Raw genomic sequence first — 15083 nt, 5'->3', positions numbered from 1 at the left:
TATTATGGCACACGAGCATAAATTAGAAATATTCAGAGGACGTTGGAAATTTAAATCTAACAAAGAAAAAATCTGGGGCGTATTAGTATTCTTATCTTTAGTAACGGCAGTAGAAGTTGTTTTAGGGATTTACAAGCCAGCAATATTAATGCATACTTGGTTAGAGCCTTTAGAAGGTGGATTCTTCGCAACATTAGGAAACATTATTCTTTCTCCTATTGTTTACATGAAGCCCTTAAACCTAATCTTTATTTTATTAACAATAGTTAAGGCCTATTACATTGCATGGGATTTCATGCACCTTAGAGATGAAGTAGGAAGCTTAAGAAAGGTTATTGTTTGGACAGGTGTTTTCTTAATCTGTTACTTAGTCTTTATCTTATTACAAGAAGGAGGTTATGTATTTAGTGTATACAACGCAGAACACGCCTTAATTAAGAAGGATTTCTAGTAAAAACAGACATATAAACAGGGCGATTTATCAAAGTGTTAAATACAATGAAAAGGTGGTTTTTATAAACCACCTTTTTTATTTTTGCATACGCTATAAGAGACCTTAAATTATAGTGTGTTAAACCCCAAAAATGAGGGCTATAGTTCTTAATCGATGAAGAAATTAACAAAAGTAAAACGCTATCTCGTTCTTGGTATATTATTCTTTCTACCAGTCGCATTCCTATTAATGCTTTATCCTGCAAAGCACAATTACGAGCCTTTAGATGTCGTCAATGAAAAGGTTATTGATATTACTGCATTTCGCTCGGATAGAGGTGAGCCCCTTTTATTAAAAGATCATATTACTGTGTTAGGCTTTTTAGGGAAATCACCCTTAGATCACATGATTGCGGCTTCAAATCTTAAGGAGTTGGTCTATGATAAGTTTAAAGGGTTTAAAACATTTCAATTGGTCATCGTCGTTCCTGAAGGGACCGAAGAAGAAGTGGAAGCCTTAAAAAAGGAAATCAATACTTACGAAGATTTAAAATATTGGCATTACGCTTTTGCTTCAGAAGGCGAGATAAAAATGCTTTATCATTCTTTAAAGGCCGATGTGAATTTAGAAGCCGATTTATCCCTAGATGAAGTATTTATTATAGATAAAGATTTAAATCAACGTGGACGTATTGACGGGCGAGACGAACGGGCTGTTGAAAACAATAAACCCGCTTTCGGAGTGTACGCTTATAATGCCATTAAGGTGGCAGAAATTAAAAATATGATGAGTGATGATGTTCGTATTCTATTCACAGAATACCGTCAGAAACGCAAAGGTAAATTTGACGATTCAAACACAAGACGAGCAAACGAAATAAACAAAAAGCATGAGTAAAAAAGCTAATTATTCCTATATCGGAATTGCATTTGTAATTTTAATTTTTGGAATCCTTTTTGTTCCTAAAATTATTGATCGTGTAACAGGAGGAGATATTATCCGTGAAGAGAGTCGAAGTAAAGATGTTCTAAATTCTCATTTAGAGTCTTCAGTTAAGGTGAAAAGTGACTTGGCTTATCTTGAAATTAACGGCGCACCTAAAAAAGTGCCTCATTTTAGCTTCACCAATCAAGATGGTGAAACCATTACCAATGAAGATTATCTAGGAAAGGTCTATGTTGTAGAGTTCTTTTTTACAACCTGCCCAACTATATGCCCAATTATGAACCGTAACTTGGTAACGGTGCAAGAGGAATTTAAGAATTTTAAAGATTTTGGAGTTGCTTCATTTACCATCGCTCCAGATATTGATACACCAGAAGTACTTAAAGCTTATGCTGAAAAATATGGGATTACCAATCCTAATTGGCATTTTATGACTGGTGATGAGACGCGTATTTATAAGTTGGCTAATGAAGGCTTTAATCTTTATACCGCTAAAGACGAAACTGTCGTGGGAGGCTTTGAGCATTCCGGTAATTTTGCCTTAATAGATAAAGAAGGATATATCCGTTCTAGAAAAGATGAATTTGGAAACCCTAAGATTTTTTATAACGGTTTAATTTCAGAAGCCGTGGGTGTAGATGAAGATGGCATTGCCCAAGAAATTACCATTCTAAAAGAAGATATAGCTAAATTATTAAAAGAATAATACGATTCTGAACTGGCTTAAGTAACACCAAATCTATGAATACAATCGACACAGTAAAAGCAAAGAAATATAACAAATGGATTATCGTCCTGTCTATTATCATCCCAATTGTAGTCGCCATTTTATCGCGTGTTAAGCTACAAGACTTGGGTTACGATGTAGAGCCCTTAACATTTTTACCGCCTATTTATGCTACCATTAACGGGTTCACGGCTATTGTATTAATTGTTGCTTTCTTGGCCATAAGAAAAAAGCAGGTGGTACTTCATGAAAACTTAATGACAACAGCTATTTGGAGCTCTGTGGTGTTTTTAGTGATGTATGTGGCGTATCATATGACCAGCGATTCAACAAAATTCGGTGGTGACGGCCTTGTAAAATACCTTTATTATTTTATACTGATCACCCATATTGTGCTGTCTATAGTGATTATTCCTTTTGTATTAATAACCTATGTGCGGGGTATTACTAATGATAAAGTGCGTCATAGAAAGATTGCACGTTACACTTTTCCAATGTGGTTATATGTAGCCGTAACAGGGGTTATTGTTTATGTGATGATAGCACCATATTATACCTAATTATGAAGCGTAAAATTAGTTTATTCTTATTCACGGTTGTATCTTTTACCCTCAGTAATGCGCAATGCGCGATGTGTAGAGCCGTTTTAGAAAGTGGTGAAGATCAATCTGCAGCCGAAGGAATTAATGATGGAATTGTCTTTTTAATGGCCGTTCCTTACCTCTTAGTGGCGGTTATTGGTTATGTGATTTATAGAAAATATAATCAGCCCGATAAATCAGAGTAAAACCTGTAACATTTTTGCTATATAGACGTCATATGTGAAAATAAGGGATATTGTGCCTGCTGTTGTTGTAATTAATTTAATATGTGCCAGCTTTAGATCAATAGTGTTGTAGATTCAAAAGGTCTTCAAACGCCATTAGAATGGTATTCGTTAACCCAATCACATTATGATTCAAATAAAAGATTTACATAAATCTTACCATATGGGAAGCAACTCGCTTCACGTATTAAAAGGTATTAATTTTAATGTCAAAGAAGGTGAGCTTGTCTCTATAATGGGATCTTCAGGATCAGGGAAATCAACATTACTTAATATTTTAGGAATGTTAGATGAAGCCGATCAAGGGCAATACATTTTAGACGATGTGCCTATTAAAAATCTTAACGAAAAAATTGCCGCTAAATATAGAAATGAATTTCTCGGATTCATTTTTCAGTCGTTTAATCTCATCAATTATAAATCGGCTTTAGATAATGTATCTATGCCACTTTACTATAAAGGAGTAAAACGTAAAGAGCGTACAGAACGTGCCATGCATTATTTGGAAAAAGTGGGTCTAGCCCAATGGTCGCACCATTTACCAAGTGAACTTTCAGGAGGGCAAAAACAACGGGTTGCTATTGCTCGGGCTTTAGCAAGTGATCCTAAAGTGTTATTGGCCGATGAACCTACAGGAGCCTTAGATACAAAAACCTCTTATGAGGTTATGGAGTTAATACAAGGTATTAATGACGAAGGAAAAACCATCTTAATCGTGACGCATGAAGATGACATTGCACATATGACCAAGCGTATTGTAAATCTAAAAGATGGCTTAATAATAGACGATAGTTCCGTAGAACAGATAAGAGCATCAGCCCATGTTTGATATAGAACGTTGGCAAGAAATATTCGAAACGCTTAGCAAAAATAAATTGCGAACCTTTCTTACAGGACTTTCTGTGGCCTCTGGGATTTTTATATTAGTGATACTTTTAGGATTTAGTGAAGGGATTGCTAACGGTGTAAAATCACAGTTTGAGCAAGATGCGACAAATAAAATCTCGGTATGGACGGGAGTGACTACCAAGGGATATAAAGGTCTCAATCCCGGGCGCTATGTTCAGCTTAAAAATTCTAGCTTCGAGGCTATCGAAAATCAATACGATGATTACTTAGAGTATCGAACCAAAGATTATATGATCTATGGTGGTACGGTAAATTATCAAAATGAAACCGGAAATTATCGCGTTCGTGGTACCATGCCCGAAAATCAATTTATTGAAAATGCAGACATCGGATCGGGTCGTTTTATTAACAGCTCCGATATCAGTTCTAGTAAAAAGGTGGCTGTCATTGGAAATAAAATTAAAGAAGACCTGTTTAAAGGTGAAGATCCCATCGATAAGAACATCCAAATCTTTGGGATGAATTTCAAAGTGGTGGGCGTATTTTATGATCCGGGAGGAGATCGTGAAGAGGGGCAGGTTTACGTGCCCTTAACAACTGCGCAAAAAGTATTTAATGCCGGAGAAAATATTAGAAACATGGCCTTCACCGTTAAAATGGCTGATGATTTTGATGAAGCCGTTCAAACCTCTAATGCCATTGCTTTAGGCATTGAAAAAAAGATAAAGGAACTGCATACCGTAGCCCCAGATGATATTAGTGCCGTTAGAGTTAACAATACCTTAGAGCAGGCTGAAAAAATTTATTCGCTCATTGCTACCTTAAAATTAGTCTTCTGGTTTGTGGGTATCGGTACCATCATTGCAGGTATCGTTGGCGTTGGGAATATTATGCTTATCATAGTTAAAGAGCGTACTAAAGAAATCGGAATAAGAAAAGCCCTTGGTGCGCTACCGAGTTCTATTATCGGTATGATTTTGCAAGAAGCCATTTTTGTAACCATGTTTTCAGGCTTATTCGGATTAATTCTTGGGCTTGGCTTGTTAGAACTTGTAGGTCCACAAATTCAAAATGATTTTATAAAGTATCCGCAGGTCGATTTTAAAATTGCCTTGTCTACTGTGTTTTTATTGGTTTTTGCAGGGACTATTGCCGGATTTATTCCTGCGTATAGAGCCGCAAAAATTAAACCTATTGATGCCCTAAGAGATGAATAGTATGTTTAGTAGAGACCGTTGGGATGAAATATTAGAAGCGCTAAACGCCAATAAGTTTAGAACCTTATTAACTGCTTTTGGGGTGTTCTGGGGGATTACCATTTTAGTCTTGCTGTTGGCCTTGACCAATGGTCTTAAAAATGGGGTCACTGCAGATTTTGGCGATTTTGCGACCAATTCTATGTTTATGTGGTCTCAAGGAACCTCTAAACCCTATAAAGGCTTGCCTAAGGGACGTTATTTCAATTTTAAAATCGATGATGTTGCCGCGCTTAAAACGGCCGTACCTAATTTAAAATATGTGTCACCAAGAAACCAGTTGGGCGGATTTAATGGCGCTAATAATGTGACAAGAGGAACTAAAACAGGAGCATTTGAAATTTATGGCGATTACCCCGAATACATAAAACAACAACCTATGGATATTCTTCAAGGGCGTTTTTTAAGTTATTCCGATATTAATGCAAAGCGAAAAATTTGTGTTATTGGTACAGGGGTGCTTAATAGTTTATACGATAAAGGCGAGCCGGTTTTAGGGACCTATATTAAAATTAATGGGGTCAATTTTATGGTTGTAGGTAGCTTTAAAATGAGCAATAGTCAAGGCGATGAAGAACAAGACGCCAATACCATCTATATGCCTTTTACCACCTTTAGTCAGGCGTTTAACAGAGGCGATACCGTAGGTTGGATGGCGCTAACGGCACAAGATCATGTAAGCATTACCACTTTAAAACCTCAGGTGTTTAACATTATGAAAGCCCGGCATAAAGTAGATCCTACGGATGACCGCGCCATTGGGCATTTTGACCTCTCCGAACAATTTGGACGTGTTAATGGTTTGTTTTCTATCCTTTCTTTTGTGGGGTATTTTGTAGGCGCTTTGGTCTTAATGTCTGGTATCATTGGCATCAGTAATATTATGCTTATTGTGGTTAAAGAACGTACGAAAGAAATTGGGGTAAGACGCGCACTAGGAGCTAGCCCGTGGGCCATAAAGTCTCAAATTTTACAAGAGAGTTTAATGCTTACCATTTTAGCCGGTATGGTCGGGATTTCTTTTGCGGCCTTTATCATTTGGGGCATGAACATCCTTTTAGACTATTACGGCCCTGTCGATAATTTTGCAAATCCAAGTGTAAGTATGCAAGTTATATTTACCGCTTTAATTATATTAATTGTTTCAGGCGTGCTTGCCGGACTTATTCCTGCCAATAGTGCCACAAAAATGAAACCTGTAGACGCTCTTAGAATAGACTAAATATATATCCATTATAATCATGAAAAGAACAAAAACGATAATTATATTAATCATCATTGTTTCTGTATTTGGAAGCGCACTCTTTTATTTATGGCAAAAAAATCAAGAGGATCCAAAGACCTATACTTCAGAATCTCCAACGGAAGAAACCATTATACTAAAAACGGTGGCCACTGGTAATATTGTGCCTAAAGAAGAGGTGCTTATAAAACCTAATATTTCAGGAGTAATTGAAAAGGTTTTTATTGAAGCTGGAGAGTACGTAGAACAGGGTGATCTTATTGCTCAGATTAAAGTTATTCCTAATGCTTCAACGTTAACGAGTGCTAAAAATAATATTGCAACCAACCAAACGGCTCTTCAAACGGCACAGATTAATCTACAAACGCAGCAGGCCAACTACGATAGGCAAAAAGCGCTTTTTGAAAAAGGTGTGATTTCTGCCAATGATTTCGAATCTGTAAGTAATGCCTATTTACAATCTAAGCAAAGCGTAGAACAGGCTAAAATAAACGTGAATTCTGCCAATCAGAATTATGATATTATAAAAACCGGTACCACTTCGGGCTTAGGAAATATTGCCCAAACCCAAGTAAGAGCTACCGTATCTGGAATGGTTTTAGATGTGCCCGTAAAGGCCGGAAATCAAGTTATTGAAGCTAATAATTTTAACGAAGGGACCTCAATAGCTTCTTTAGCCGATGTAAAACAGATGATTTTTGAAGGTAAAGTAGATGAAAGTGAAGTGGGGAAAATTAAAGAAGGTCTACCACTAGAAATCACGGTTGGCGCTATAGAGAATAAAACTTTTGAAGCGGTATTAGATTATATTGCCCCTAAAGGTGTGGCTGAAAATGGTGCCATTCAATTTGAAATAAAAGGAACACTTCAGAAAATAGATTCTACCTTTATTAGAGCCGGACTCAGCGCAAATGCGTCTATTATTTTAGACAAAGTTGAAAAGGTGTTGGCCATAAAAGAAGCCTTAGTACAGTATGACGAGGAAACAAAAGCTCCTTATGTAGAGGTCGAAGTTGGCGATCAAACTTTTGAACGAAAAGACATTACTTTAGGTCTTAGTGATGGAATTGTAGTAGAGGTTAAATCGGGCCTTTCTAAATCCGACAAGATAAAGGTGTGGAACCAACTTGAAGGGGTGCCAGACTACGCTCAGTAATATATTTAAATTTACTGTAACATTTTAAGTTTTACATAGACCAATAGACATCATGAAAAAATCAATCCTTATCGTAGTACTTCTTTTTGGAGTTTTAGCACAAGCACAGCATAAAAAGTGGACGCTTAAAGAGTGTGTGGAGTATGCCTTAGAAAACAATATTTCTGTAAAACAAAGCGAATTAGATTTACAGTTAGCCGATGTTGATAAAATGACGGCGGTTGGAAACTTTTTACCGAGTATCAGTGCTGGGGCAGGAGTTTCAGAAAATACAGGACTTAGTTTTAATCCGGTGACCAATAACGCACAAACCACCACCTTTCTTTCGGTCTCCGGAAGTATCAATATGGGGTATACACTTTTTGACGGATTAAGAAATGTAAGACAGGTACAACGTGCCAAAATTTCTAAGCTTTCTAGCCAATATAGCCTAGATAAGATGAAAGACGACATTTCTTTGTTCGTTGCAAACGCTTACCTCACGGTGATTTTAAACAAGGCGAATTTAGAAGTGTTGCAAACCCAAAATGTGGTGACCAAAGAACAGATTAAAAGAACCGAGCAATTGGTAGAAGCGGGATCTTTACCTCGTGGCGATTTATTAGAAATTAAAGCAACGGATGCGAGTGAACAACAAAGTATTATTCAGGCGGAAAACAATATTCAAATTTCATTAATCAGTTTAGCACAACTTTTACTGATTAAGGATTATGAAAATTTCGATGTGGAAGATGAAGACTATGATATTGTTGCTTCACAGATTGCCGATAAAAGTGTTGGGGAGATTATTGCTTCAGCAAAAGAATCGCGATCAGAAATCAAAATTGCAGAGCAAAGTGTAGAATTGGCGGCGATAGATCTAAAATTAGCCAAAGGTCTTAATTATCCTACCTTATCTGCTTTTTTCGGCTATAACACAAGGTATACTGATACACCTTCATTTATTACAGAAGTAGATCAAGACAACCCTACAGTAACACAGCAAATAGGTACTGTTGAAGGTACCGGACAAGCTGTAATTGGGGAATTTCCTAATACCTTTGCTACGCAAGTGGGAGCGGATCCGTTTATAGACCAATTATATTTAAATGACGGTATTGCATATGGGTTACAGCTTAATATTCCTATCTTAAATGGCTTTAGCACTAAAGGAAATATTCAAAGAAATAAAATTAACTTAGAACGTTCTAAGTTTCAATTAGAGCAAGCCGAGTTAGATTTAGAATCTAATGTTTATCAAGCTTATGTTGATGCTAAAGGCGCTTTAAAATCTTATGAGGCGGCAGAATTGGCCTTAGAGTCGCAACAATTGGCCTATGAGTATGCCAAAGAACGTTATGATGTAGGGCTTACTAATGCTTTCGATTTTAGTCAGTCTAAAGTGCGATTTGATAATTCTAAAATTGAATTAAATCGTGCTAAATATGATTACATCTTTAAGTTAAAAGTTTTAGAGTTATACTTCGGAATACCAGCAACAGAATTAAAGTTTTAATTATGAGCAAAACAGTAAAAATTATTATCGGAATCGTAGTGGTTGCACTTCTAATTCTAGTGATAGGCGCTAAATCAGGATGGTTTGGTGAAAAAGGAGAATTGAAAGAAGTCACGTTACAAGACGTAATCCTTAAAGATATTGTAGAAACGGTATCGGCCACCGGAAAAATTCAACCCGAGGTTGAGGTTAAAATTTCTTCGGAAGTGTCTGGTGAAATTTTAGAACTGCCTTTTAAAGAAGGTCAAGAGGTGAAAAAAGGAGACCTTTTAGTACGTATTAATCCCGATTTAATTCAGTCTGCAGTAAGTAGAAGTCAGGCGTCTTACCAAAATGTAAGAGCGGGTTTAGCGCAAGCTGAAGCCAACTTAAAACAAGCCAAGGCGGATTACGATAGAAATAAAACACTGTTTGATAAAGGGGTGATTTCAAAATCAGAATGGGATAATTCTGTAGCGGCTTATGAAACGGCTATCGCCGGAAAAAATTCAGCTTATTACAATGTGCAGAGTGCTGCCGCAACGGTTAATGAAGCTAAAGACAATTTAAACCGAACCACTATTTATGCACCTATGACGGGGACCATTTCCTTACTCAATGTAGAACTTGGAGAGCGTGTTGTTGGAACACAGCAAATGGCCGGAACAGAAATTTTACGCGTAGCCAACTTAAAGAACATGGAAGTGGAAGTGGATGTGAATGAAAATGATATTGTAAAAGTGGCCATTGGTGATTCTACCATTGTAGAAGTAGATGCTTATTTAAATACACAATTTAAAGGTGTGGTTACCGCTATTGCTAATTCAGCAGCAGGAGACTTAGCGGCAGACCAAGTGACTAATTTTGAAGTTAAGGTAAGAATTATTGAGTCGTCTTATAAAGCGTTAACAGAAGGGAAACCTGAAACCTATTCTCCATTTAGACCAGGGATGACGGCGACTGTAGATATTATTACCAAGACCAGAAAAGATGCTATCGCCGTGCCAATTAGTGCTATTGTTATAAAGACAGATACGAGTGCCACCAAAAAACTGAATACAAAATCTGTAGAGATGGCCACTACAACGTCTGGGCAGTCAGATGAAAAGTTTGAATGTGTCTTTGTCAACGCTAATGGAAAAGCCAAATTAAGAGTGGTAAAAACCGGCATTCAAGATGATACCAATATTGAAATTGTATCTGGTTTAGAGGAAGGCGATGAAATTATAATAGGGCCATATAACACGGTTTCTAAAAATTTGAATTCAGGTGATGCTATTGCGGTGCCTCAAGAAAACGCTGAAGGCACCAACAATTAACCACTTCCTCGTGGTGGCCGTTCATTTTGATAAATATATATTGTAATTTTGCCAAAAATTAGGACCACTTATGGCATTTGTGCTTAATATAGAAACAGCAACAACAAATTGTTCAGTCTCTCTGTCTAAAGATGGAGAGACTTTAGTTTTAAAAGAAGATAATAGTTTAGGGTATTCTCATGCAGAAACCTTACACCTGTTTATTGATGAGGTTTTTAAGGAGGCCAATCTAGAGCCTTCTCAAATTGATGCTATAGCCGTGAGTAAAGGCCCGGGCTCTTATACGGGATTGCGTATCGGTGTATCTTCAGCAAAAGGCTTATGTTTTGCTTTAGATAAACCTTTAATTGCGCTGTCTACTTTAGAGAGTTTAGCCCACCAAGTTAAGACAGAAAGTGGTTTTATCGTTCCGATGTTAGATGCACGACGTATGGAAGTTTATTCTGCAATTTACACGGCTGAATTTGAGCTCCACCGCGGCATTGAAGCCGAGATTTTAAACGAAGCTAGTTTTAAGGCGCTTTTAGAACAGGCTAAAGTTTATTTTATAGGTAATGGGGTAGAGAAGACCAAGTCTTTAATTTCACATCCTAATGCCGTGTTTGTTGAAGGGAAATTACCTTCAGCTAATGAAATGTCAGCCTTGGCAGAATTAAAGTACAAAAAAAGCGACACCGTAAATGTCGCTTATTTTGAACCTTATTATTTAAAGGATTTTGTAGCTTTAAAAAAGAAGTCTTAAGCCTCTTTATGTATTTCTACTTGATGTGGATAAGGAATATCAATACCAGCCGCATCTAATGCTTCTTTAGTTTGTTCTGTAATATCAAATTTTACAGCCCAATAGTCAGGCGTATTTACCCAGACTCTAGTGAAAAAATTAATAGAACTATCTGCTAATTCTGAAACGTTAATTGCCGGTGCAGGATCTTGAAGGATTAAAGGGTGTTTTTTAATAACTTCTAAGATCACTTCTTTTGTTTTTCTAATGTCAGAATCGTAGCCAACTCCAAAAGTCCAATCTACACGACGTTTATCTTCTGTTGAATAATTAATGATATTTCCATTAGATAAACTTCCATTAGGGATAATAATCTCTTTATTATCTGGTGTAAGTAACTTTGTAGTAAAGATTTCAATTTCCTTAACGCTTCCGGCTTCACCTTGGGCTTGAATATAATCTCCAATTTTAAAAGGTTTAAAAATCATAATTAAAACTCCACCAGCAAAATTAGCTAATGAGCCCTGAAGCGCTAAACCAATGGCTAAACCAGCGGCAGCAATAATAGCGGCAAAAGAAGTCGTTTCTACGCCTACCGTACCTAAAACCACAATAATTAAGACAATCTTTAAGATCCAATTGATAAGGTTAGATAAGAATTTCTTTAAACTCTCATCATAATCGCCTTTGTTCATTGCTTTTTTTACGCCTTTAAGAAGTACTTTAATGACCCATAAGCCTATAATCCAAATAAGAATGGCTCCAATTACTTTTGGTCCAAACTCAACAATAAAGTTATAGCCTTCGTCAATCCATTTTTGTGTGTCCATGTTAATGTTCTAATTTTTAAATTTAAAATAAAAAACTCGGCTAATTTTTAGTCCGAGTTATGTCTTTCCGTTAAGGCAGACCAAGGTCTACACTACAACTTAGACTCTTAATAGCTATAAAAAGTCACTTAAAATTAAATAAATTTTAGCCGTTTATAGCATTTACGGTGATAGAATGGTCGTTAAGCATGTCTTTCAACATGGTTTCAATACCATTTTTTAGTGTAAAGGTAGAGGAAGGGCAGCCACTACAAGCCCCTTGCAACAAGACTTCTACTTTTTTTGAATCCTCATCATAAGAGATAAATTCTATGTTTCCACCATCACTTTCAACCGCTGGTTTAATATATTCTTCAAGAATGTTTATTATATTTTTAGAAATGTCGTCTAAAGCTTCAAACTTTTGCTCAATAGCTTCCTCCGTTTTTTCAAGCTTTTTAGGGGCATCATCATTTAAAATGGTTTTACCTTCTTCAACATAAGCTTTCAAAAATTCACGCAGTTCTAAGGTTACCTCTTCCCATTCTACAATGTCAAATTTTGTAATAGAGATAAAATTCTTCTCTATATAAACATTTTTAACAAAAGGAAATTTAAAAAGTGCTGTGGCAAGAGGAGAAGGTTTCGCTTCTTCTATAGTTTTAAATTCAAATATATTTGGAACCAAAGCCTTATTACAAACAAATTTTAAAACTCCAGGATTCGGAGTGCTCTCGGCATAAATGGTAACGGCAGCTTTAGGTTTGCTCGCATCTTCTTTGACAATTACATCATTCTGAGATAAAAAGTTCTCAATTTGATCAGCAACTTCATTTTCTACATCTTTCCATTCTACAATATTATAACGTTCAATAGCTATAAAATTTGAAGCAATATAAACCTTCTTTACAAAGGGCAAATAAAACAACTGTTGCGCCAATGGTGAATTTTGAGCTTCATCTATGTTGTTGAACTCGAAGCTGTTGTGATTGGTTAAAAATCGGTCGGCTTCAAATTTCTTAATACTTTCATTAGAAGTGGTTACGATGGATATCTTTGTTTTTGGCATCTTTTTTTTGCAAAAATATGAAATATGAAATTGAAAAGTTCAAAGAAAGGCTGTTGTTTTCTAACTATTATCCTTAGGCAATTAATATAATTTGATTAAATTTCGCGTTAAAGTTAAGTTATGCATTTGTTAATGTTTTAACCAAAAGGTTAAACTTTAATGAGTAGACCCTATTTAATATGAAGAAAACACTACTATTTTTCACTTTATTATTCTCAATTTTTAGTTTTTCGCAAGACATCAACATGGAACCTGGAGTGTTTATGCGTTGTGGTCCTGATATGTTTTATGACTCAGGGTCTCAGTTTGGAGGCTATGGTAACGATGAAAACATTGTGACTACGATATGTCCATTAAATTCAGACCAATTTACCATTCTTAATTTTAATTTTTTCTTCACTGAAGGCGGACCAGATCCCGATGTTATGAATATTTATGATGGAGACGATACAACGGCTCCATTACTTGGTACCTATTCGGGGCCAGTTGGTGCGTTTTCAGTAAGTGCGACTGGAGCAAATACCTCAGGATGTTTAACGGTAGAATTTATTTCTAATAGTACACAGAGTGTAGATGGTTGGGAAGCCGAAATTCTATGTGCTACCGCCTGTCAGGATATCGATGCGTCTTTTGATAGTTCTTCTCCCGAGCCTAATGGCGCTGGGGTTATAGGGATTTTACCAGGAGATACCGTAGATTTTTCCGGAAGTGCACTGTTTCAGTCTGATGATACTGGTGCTACGTATAGTTGGGATTTTGGAGATGGCGATACAGCAACTGGTACAGATGTTTCTCATACCTTTTTAACGTCAGGAACCTATACGGTTACATTTACGGCTACTGATAGTAATCCACAAGGGTGTTTTGATAGCGATACTGTTACGGTGTTTGTTCTTGGGCCTAATTTAGTGGTAGATCAAGATATGTTTACAGTAGAGGAGCTTATTGAAGATGTTTTGGTTGATAGCCCTTGTGCTTCAGTTTCTAATATTATATATTCCACGGGCTCTACTATTAACCCATCTTTACCTAGTGGTATCGGGTATTTTTTTAGTGATGGCGTGAATTTTGAGTTTGAAGATGGTCTTGTGTTAACAAGTGGAGATGCCAGTAGAGCAGGGGGACCTAATGGAGCAACTTTGTCTGACGGTAGTTGGGCTGGTGATCCTGATATTGATCTCTTATTAGATCCGGGAGATACTTCAAATGATGCAACCTATATACAATTTAATTTTATACCTAGAGGAAATGAAATTACCTTCGATTTCTTAATGGCTTCGGAAGAATACGATATGGGAGGTTATGAATGTAGTTATTCGGACGCATTTGCTTTTCTTTTAACTGATTCTGCAGGGAATGAGACCAATTTAGCGGTGATACCAGGGACTACAACGCCCATATTGGTAACCAATATTCACCCTGATAATGGTGAGAGCTGTGGAGGTGCTAATGTGCGTTATTTCGATAGTTATACGCCAGATTTTGGGGCTCCAATTTCATTTGATGGGCGTACAGTACCTTTTACCGCACATGCAAATGTAACACCTAATGAAGAGTATACAATTAAATTGGTAATTGCAGATGCTAGAGATAGTTCCTATGATTCAGGAGTTTTTATTAAGGCAGGAAGTTTTAATTTAGGTGGAAATTTAGGAGATGATATTACAATTGCTGCCGGAAATGCACAATGTGAGGGTTCTGAAGTCATCTTAGATACTGATATTGAATTAGCAAACCATGTATGGTATAAAGATGGTGTGGTTATACCTGGAGAAACAACCGCTATATTAACTGTTACAGAACCTGGGGTTTATTATGCAGAATTTGATATTGAAAGTGTTTGTTCTGGATCTTCTGACCCTATTGTTATTGAATTTAGAGATAACCCTACGGCAAATGAAGCACCAAATATGGTGGTTTGTAGTGAAACAGGGGTTGAAGAATTTGATTTAACCCAAAATGACGATGATATATTAGGTGTACAATCGGCTACAGATTATGCTGTAACTTATCACCTTACAGAGCAGGATGCTATAGATAATGTAGGGGCTTTAGTCTCTCCTTATACTAATGTTACTAGTCCGCAAGTTATTTGGGCACGTTTAGCTGATGTAACTCAAACGTGTAGCGATGTAACCTCTTTCTCTATATCTGCAGCATTAGCCCCAACCATCAACGCAGTGTCTAATTTAGAGCTTTGTGATGATGATTCTAACGATGGAATCGGCGAGTTTATGCTAAGTGACCAAACTGCAA

The 15083-nt window shown here is 36.6% G+C and carries 15 protein-coding genes; 13 read left to right on the top strand and 2 right to left on the bottom strand.

Features of this window, described 5'->3' with window-relative positions; translation table 11 throughout:
• Positions 1 to 4 precede the first annotated feature (4 nt).
• From DFQ08_RS00075 to tsaB, 12 genes are all read left to right on the top strand, one after another.
• A complete protein-coding gene (locus DFQ08_RS00075) occupies positions 5 to 451 on the top strand; it encodes a cytochrome C oxidase subunit IV family protein (protein ID WP_114307768.1) in 447 nt (148 codons plus the stop codon).
• A 156-nt stretch (positions 452 to 607) separates the two neighbouring features.
• Positions 608 to 1330, top strand: a complete 723-nt coding sequence (locus DFQ08_RS00070; protein WP_114307767.1) for a hypothetical protein — start codon at positions 608 to 610, stop codon at positions 1328 to 1330.
• Positions 1323 to 2084: an SCO family protein gene (locus tag DFQ08_RS00065; RefSeq protein WP_114307766.1), complete on the top strand. Its 762-nt coding sequence runs from the start codon at positions 1323 to 1325 to the stop codon at positions 2082 to 2084. The genes DFQ08_RS00070 and DFQ08_RS00065 overlap by 8 nt, the downstream gene beginning before the upstream one ends.
• A 35-nt stretch (positions 2085 to 2119) precedes the next feature.
• Complete coding sequence (locus DFQ08_RS00060) at positions 2120 to 2665, top strand: DUF420 domain-containing protein (protein ID WP_114307765.1); 546 nt, start codon at positions 2120 to 2122, stop codon at positions 2663 to 2665.
• A 2-nt stretch (positions 2666 to 2667) separates the two neighbouring features.
• A complete protein-coding gene (locus tag DFQ08_RS00055) occupies positions 2668 to 2892 on the top strand; it encodes a hypothetical protein (protein WP_114307764.1) in 225 nt (74 codons plus the stop codon).
• Positions 2893 to 3058: 166 nt separating this feature from the next.
• Positions 3059 to 3760 (top strand): ABC transporter ATP-binding protein, encoded by a 702-nt coding sequence (locus DFQ08_RS00050; protein ID WP_114307763.1) that lies wholly within the window; start codon positions 3059 to 3061, stop codon positions 3758 to 3760.
• Complete coding sequence (locus tag DFQ08_RS00045) at positions 3753 to 4997, top strand: ABC transporter permease (RefSeq protein WP_114307762.1); 1245 nt, start codon at positions 3753 to 3755, stop codon at positions 4995 to 4997. The genes DFQ08_RS00050 and DFQ08_RS00045 overlap by 8 nt, the downstream gene beginning before the upstream one ends.
• A gap of 1 nt (position 4998) precedes the next feature.
• Positions 4999 to 6258, top strand: coding sequence for an ABC transporter permease (locus tag DFQ08_RS00040; RefSeq protein ID WP_114308627.1), 1260 nt, complete (start codon positions 4999 to 5001; stop codon positions 6256 to 6258).
• A 19-nt stretch (positions 6259 to 6277) separates the two neighbouring features.
• Complete coding sequence (locus DFQ08_RS00035; protein ID WP_114307761.1) at positions 6278 to 7435, top strand: efflux RND transporter periplasmic adaptor subunit; 1158 nt, start codon at positions 6278 to 6280, stop codon at positions 7433 to 7435.
• 52 nt (positions 7436 to 7487) lie between these two features.
• Positions 7488 to 8930 (top strand): TolC family protein, encoded by a 1443-nt coding sequence (locus tag DFQ08_RS00030; RefSeq protein ID WP_114307760.1) that lies wholly within the window; start codon positions 7488 to 7490, stop codon positions 8928 to 8930.
• A gap of 2 nt (positions 8931 to 8932) precedes the next feature.
• Positions 8933 to 10228, top strand: a complete 1296-nt coding sequence (locus tag DFQ08_RS00025) for an efflux RND transporter periplasmic adaptor subunit (RefSeq protein WP_114307759.1) — start codon at positions 8933 to 8935, stop codon at positions 10226 to 10228.
• A gap of 70 nt (positions 10229 to 10298) precedes the next feature.
• On the top strand, positions 10299 to 10970 hold the full coding sequence (tsaB, locus tag DFQ08_RS00020) for a tRNA (adenosine(37)-N6)-threonylcarbamoyltransferase complex dimerization subunit type 1 TsaB (protein WP_114307758.1): 672 nt from the start codon (positions 10299 to 10301) through the stop codon (positions 10968 to 10970).
• Here tsaB and DFQ08_RS00015 read toward each other — a convergent pair.
• Complete coding sequence (locus DFQ08_RS00015) at positions 10967 to 11779, bottom strand: mechanosensitive ion channel family protein (protein WP_114307757.1); 813 nt, start codon at positions 11777 to 11779, stop codon at positions 10967 to 10969. The genes tsaB and DFQ08_RS00015 overlap by 4 nt on opposite strands.
• 145 nt (positions 11780 to 11924) lie before the next feature.
• Positions 11925 to 12827 carry a NifU family protein gene (locus tag DFQ08_RS00010; RefSeq protein ID WP_114307756.1) on the bottom strand — a complete coding sequence of 301 codons (903 nt, stop codon included), beginning with the start codon at positions 12825 to 12827 and terminating at the stop codon, positions 11925 to 11927.
• Positions 12828 to 13006: 179 nt separating this feature from the next.
• Between DFQ08_RS00010 and DFQ08_RS00005 the strand changes: the two genes are divergently transcribed.
• A partial coding sequence (locus tag DFQ08_RS00005) for a choice-of-anchor L domain-containing protein (protein ID WP_245935337.1) occupies positions 13007 to 15083 on the top strand: 2077 nt, incomplete at its 3' end.

This window comes from Winogradskyella arenosi, assembly GCF_003337305.1.
In the GTDB taxonomy this organism is placed as follows: domain Bacteria; phylum Bacteroidota; class Bacteroidia; order Flavobacteriales; family Flavobacteriaceae; genus Winogradskyella; species Winogradskyella arenosi.
Note: the sequence above shows the minus strand (reverse complement) of the source record. Positions and strands in the feature narration are given on the sequence as shown.

What these genes read in the sequence shown, in the direction of transcription:
- DFQ08_RS00075 (WP_114307768.1), top strand. Translation starts at nt 5, where the DNA reads ATGGCACACGAGCATAAATTAGAAATATTCAGAGGACGTTGGAAATTT.
- DFQ08_RS00070 (WP_114307767.1), top strand. Translation starts at nt 608, where the DNA reads ATGAAGAAATTAACAAAAGTAAAACGCTATCTCGTTCTTGGTATATTA.
- DFQ08_RS00065 (WP_114307766.1), top strand. Translation starts at nt 1,323, where the DNA reads ATGAGTAAAAAAGCTAATTATTCCTATATCGGAATTGCATTTGTAATT.
- DFQ08_RS00060 (WP_114307765.1), top strand. Translation starts at nt 2,120, where the DNA reads ATGAATACAATCGACACAGTAAAAGCAAAGAAATATAACAAATGGATT.
- DFQ08_RS00055 (WP_114307764.1), top strand. Translation starts at nt 2,668, where the DNA reads ATGAAGCGTAAAATTAGTTTATTCTTATTCACGGTTGTATCTTTTACC.
- DFQ08_RS00050 (WP_114307763.1), top strand. Translation starts at nt 3,059, where the DNA reads ATGATTCAAATAAAAGATTTACATAAATCTTACCATATGGGAAGCAAC.
- DFQ08_RS00045 (WP_114307762.1), top strand. Translation starts at nt 3,753, where the DNA reads ATGTTTGATATAGAACGTTGGCAAGAAATATTCGAAACGCTTAGCAAA.
- DFQ08_RS00040 (WP_114308627.1), top strand. Translation starts at nt 4,999, where the DNA reads ATGTTTAGTAGAGACCGTTGGGATGAAATATTAGAAGCGCTAAACGCC.
- DFQ08_RS00035 (WP_114307761.1), top strand. Translation starts at nt 6,278, where the DNA reads ATGAAAAGAACAAAAACGATAATTATATTAATCATCATTGTTTCTGTA.
- DFQ08_RS00030 (WP_114307760.1), top strand. Translation starts at nt 7,488, where the DNA reads ATGAAAAAATCAATCCTTATCGTAGTACTTCTTTTTGGAGTTTTAGCA.
- DFQ08_RS00025 (WP_114307759.1), top strand. Translation starts at nt 8,933, where the DNA reads ATGAGCAAAACAGTAAAAATTATTATCGGAATCGTAGTGGTTGCACTT.
- tsaB (WP_114307758.1), top strand. Translation starts at nt 10,299, where the DNA reads ATGGCATTTGTGCTTAATATAGAAACAGCAACAACAAATTGTTCAGTC.
- DFQ08_RS00015 (WP_114307757.1), bottom strand. Translation starts at nt 11,779, where the DNA reads ATGGACACACAAAAATGGATTGACGAAGGCTATAACTTTATTGTTGAG.
- DFQ08_RS00010 (WP_114307756.1), bottom strand. Translation starts at nt 12,827, where the DNA reads ATGCCAAAAACAAAGATATCCATCGTAACCACTTCTAATGAAAGTATT.